This is a genomic window from Immundisolibacter sp., assembly GCF_028696615.1.
Classification (GTDB): domain Bacteria; phylum Pseudomonadota; class Gammaproteobacteria; order Immundisolibacterales; family Immundisolibacteraceae; genus Immundisolibacter.
In genome coordinates this window covers 1-3583 of record NZ_JAQVGQ010000243.1, presented here as the reverse complement: position 1 = coordinate 3583, position 3583 = coordinate 1, and the positions used below count along the sequence as shown (strand labels likewise).

General features: G+C 71.4%; 4 protein-coding genes. All 4 read right to left on the bottom strand.

Annotation, left to right across the window (positions count from 1 at the left end):
• A partial coding sequence (locus PHC73_RS12510; protein WP_300128799.1) for a TraC family protein occupies positions 1–909 on the bottom strand: 909 nt, incomplete at its 3' end.
• Complete coding sequence (locus tag PHC73_RS12505) at positions 909–1349, bottom strand: TIGR03751 family conjugal transfer lipoprotein (protein ID WP_300128796.1); 441 nt, start codon at positions 1347–1349, stop codon at positions 909–911. The genes PHC73_RS12510 and PHC73_RS12505, both read right to left, overlap by 1 nt.
• Positions 1330–2751, bottom strand: a complete 1422-nt coding sequence (locus tag PHC73_RS12500) for a TIGR03752 family integrating conjugative element protein (protein WP_300128794.1) — start codon at positions 2749–2751, stop codon at positions 1330–1332. Before PHC73_RS12500 ends, PHC73_RS12505 begins: the two co-directional genes overlap by 20 nt.
• Entirely contained in the window at positions 2741–3577 is an 837-nt protein-coding gene (locus PHC73_RS12495) for a TIGR03749 family integrating conjugative element protein (RefSeq protein WP_300128801.1), read from the bottom strand. The genes PHC73_RS12500 and PHC73_RS12495 overlap by 11 nt, the downstream gene beginning before the upstream one ends.
• Between the last annotated feature and the right edge of the window lie 6 nt (positions 3578–3583).

Genomic DNA, 3583 nt, shown 5'->3' with positions numbered 1-3583 from the left:
CGCGAAGTCGGTGCCGCTGGCGAGTTCGATCTCGCCCTCATTGGCTTCCTCGGGGTAGCGGGCCAGCGCGTAGAAGCGTTCGCGATCCTCGGCTGTGGTGCCGAGCAGGGTGGGGTTCGGGTTGAACCAGCGCAGCAGCCAGTCGTGGATGTCCGCCGCACCCATGCGCAGGGCCTTCACGCCGGCATTGGCCAGGCCGCCGACGAGGCGGTCGCAGATCGTCGTCAGCGCCTGCTCGGGTGTCTGCCCGCGCCGCGTCGATGCGGCATCCGGTGTGCGCCGGTAGACCACCATGCGTACGCGCCGGGTCTGGCCACGCCACGGCAGGCGCGTCACCGTGGTGTCCTCGAACAGGCCGCCCGGCTTGGTGATCGCCCGCAGGTGGCTGGCGAAGAAGCGCAGGTAGAAGTCGCTGAACGCGCTGCCTTGCGCGCGCGGATGCAGGTAGCCCGTCAGCGTGCGCAGGTAGCGGTCCCAGTCGGCTTCGTCCTGCGCGTAGAGCTGCACGACCCAGGGATTCTCGTCGAGTTCGTCGAACGAATCCTGCAGGGCGTTCTCCAGGGCATCGCGCGCCTGCCACAGCCAAGCCAGCTCGCGCCCCTCGGTGCCGATGGGCAGCAGCTCGAAGAACGCCGCCACCGACTGGCCGTCCTCGAGCAGCATGCACTTCGAGCCGGGCAGGTATTCGACCCAGGGCAAGAGGTCCGCGAAGGACGGAGCAACGTCGTAGCGCGCGGCATGGTCGGCCTGCGTGGCCGGCCGGCGCCCGCCCTTTGCGAGCGCGGCGCCCGGCGCGTCGATGCCGTGTGCGGCCAGGGTCGCCACATGCCGCGCCCAGGCATCCGGCGCCACGGCAGCTTGTGCCGATGTGGATGCCGGCCGGCGCGGCCAGGTCAGCTTCCAGGCCATCAGTAGTCCTCCACGCGCTCGCCGGGCAGCGCGTACTGCACCCGCTGGTAGAGCGGGAACACCGTGCTGTAGCCGGGCACGGGCACCGGGTCGGTGCCCGCCAGGTGTGGGAAGACGTACATCACCAGGTCGGGATTCGGCAGCCGGTGGAACTGGCGATGGATCTCGTTGGCGGCGCTGCGCGTGTAGGCCGCGTTCAGCGCGGGCGCCGCCTGTGCGTCGGCGTCGGTGAGCGGCCGGCGCAGGCTCTGGCGGGCATCGAGCAGTTTCCGACCCGCTTGACTGCCCGTGCCGCCACTGGTCTCGTGTTGCCAGATGTCGAGCATGGTGTGCTCGCCGCGTGGCAGCAGCTTCTCCGAGCTGGTCGCGCAGCCGCCGAGGGCGATGGCGGCGACGATCGCGAGCAGGACGGCTGGCCGGTCAGTCCAGGTCAGGCGCATGCGCTCCTCCCAGTTGGTGGCTCACGCGACGCCCCTTGGCGTCGTAGTCGATGGCGAGCGGTTGCTCCAGATGCACGGCCACGCTGGCGCCGGGCTGGACATAGACCGCGGCGAAGGCCTGCCCGTACAGCTTGTTCACCCAGTCGGCCATGTCGCGCACGCCGCCCGCGAGGATGCGGCCCATGGCCTCGTTGCCGCCGATGCCGACCGTGCCGAGGGAGCCGTCGCTGTTGGCGACCACGGCCACGCTGCCGTCGTCGGACTGGATGAGGGAGGCCGCGCCCGCGCCGGCCGCGGTGATCAGGGCCTGCGAGCCGAGATACTGCTGGGCGTTGCTGCGCCGCTCGCCCGAGACGCAGGGGATGCCGTAGGGGTCGCTGATCCAGCCCAAGCCATCCTGGAGGCTGGTGCTGCGATGGCTCCGGCCGCGGTTGCCGTCGTCCTCCGGCACCGTGCGGATGGTGCCGTCATGGAACACGAAGGTGATGGAGCGGATCTGCCCGCGCACGCATGAGAGCGTCCAGTCACCAGAGGCCGTGCCGCTCACGACCGCGCCGGCCACCTCGGGAATCTCGATCCCGTTGGCGGTGAGGTTGTCGGCGCCGATCAGCACCTTGAACGGATAGGGATCGTTCACCGTCCCGTCGATGGGGACGCGGCCGATCAGCGCGGTCATGGCGACCGAGCCCATCAGCGTGGCGTTCGAGGGCACGGTGTAGACCGCCTTCGTGGTGCTGCCGACCGCGCGGGCGGCCTGGCCGGTGACGGCATCCGCGGCCGCCGACAGCTCGGGTGACGCCGACCCAAAGCTGGTGGGGAAGCTGGGGAGCAGGTTGCCGGAGGCGCCGCCCTTAGCGTCGGTCCTGGCATCGTCCGGCTCGACCCAGCGGACCCCGCCGTCGCCAAACTGCCTGCCGTTGCCGTCCACAAGGCCCAGGCCAATGGGCAGGTCGGACGCAACGCCCTTGCCGGAGATGCCGTCCAGGCGCCGCTGCAGCTCCTGCATCAGCCCTTGTGTCTGCAGCCGGTCGCTGGCGGCCTGGCTGCGTTCCTGCTCCAGGCGACGGCGTTCGCTGTCGAGCGCGCCTTGGATACGCTGGTCGATCGCCACCTCGCGGGTGCGCAGGCGCTCGTTCTCGGCCTTGTGCTGGCGGTTGTCGCTCAGCGCGGTCTGCAGTTCCGTGCGCAGCTGCCTGACCTGGGCGACCAGGGTGGCGACCGTATCGCGCGGCGTGTCGCCCGCGATGCCCAGCGCCTTCATTTCCTCGGGCGTGAGCTGGCCGGTCGCGTCCAGTGGCGCGGAGGCGCCGCTGTCGCCACCGGAGAACAGCTTGGCCCCGACGAACACCAGCAGCAGCACCATCGGGATCAGCAGCCACTTCAGCAGGGGATTACCGTGCATCGGAGGCTCCTCCTGCCGCGGCGGCCGGCGGCAGGTTCGCGCCGGAATCGATGGGGCTCAGCTCCGGCAGCAGCGCCCCGGCCAGGCCCCGGCCGCGGGTGACGAGATAGACGACCGTGGTGTCGGTCGAATCGCCCGCCGGGCCCAGGTTCGGGTGCTGGAAGGTCGCCGCCACGAAGTCGCCCTGCAGCGCCCGAGGATCGAGGTCGATCCAGCGGGACGAGGCGTTGGTCAGCCGCACGGCAGTCACCCACTGGTCTTCCAGCCGCCACGCCGCAATTGCCCGGGCCCGGACCGGCAGCGTGGGCAGCAGCGCGTCCAGGGCCAAGTTGCGACGCAGGTTCACGCGCCCGATGCCGAGGGCGGGTTCGACGGTGCGCAGCGGCGCATAGAGGTTCTGCGCCGCGTAGCGCGTCAGGATCACCGGCACCGGCGTCTGCCGGCGCACGCCGGGCTGCGCCGCCTCCGTCGGGCCGGGAGCCGCCGTCGCGCCTTCACGCGGGATGGCCGTATCCGTCGAGACGATGCGCACCGGCTCGAGCGGGGTCTCGCCGTCCTTCGCGTACTCGGCGCCGATGTCCAGCAGGATGATGGCCCCGGATTCCACGTCCTGCAGTTGCAGCCGCGTCGGTGCGATGGGTTCGCTCGCCCGCAGGTAGATCGCGCCGCCCGCGCTCTGCACGCGCAGGCGACCGCCCAGGCTCGCGGGGAGGCCGACGCGCACGTTGCGGTCGATGAAGACCACGCGCTCCTGGCCGACCACCAGCGGCACGGCCAGCGGCAGGCGCTCCCAGCGCAGGATCTCGATGGCGTGGCCGGACGGCACCGGGCC

Coding starts and splice junctions, on each gene's coding strand:
- PHC73_RS12505 (WP_300128796.1), bottom strand. CDS start 1,349: ATGCGCCTGACCTGGACTGACCGGCCAGCCGTCCTGCTCGCGATCGTC.
- PHC73_RS12500 (WP_300128794.1), bottom strand. CDS start 2,751: ATGCACGGTAATCCCCTGCTGAAGTGGCTGCTGATCCCGATGGTGCTG.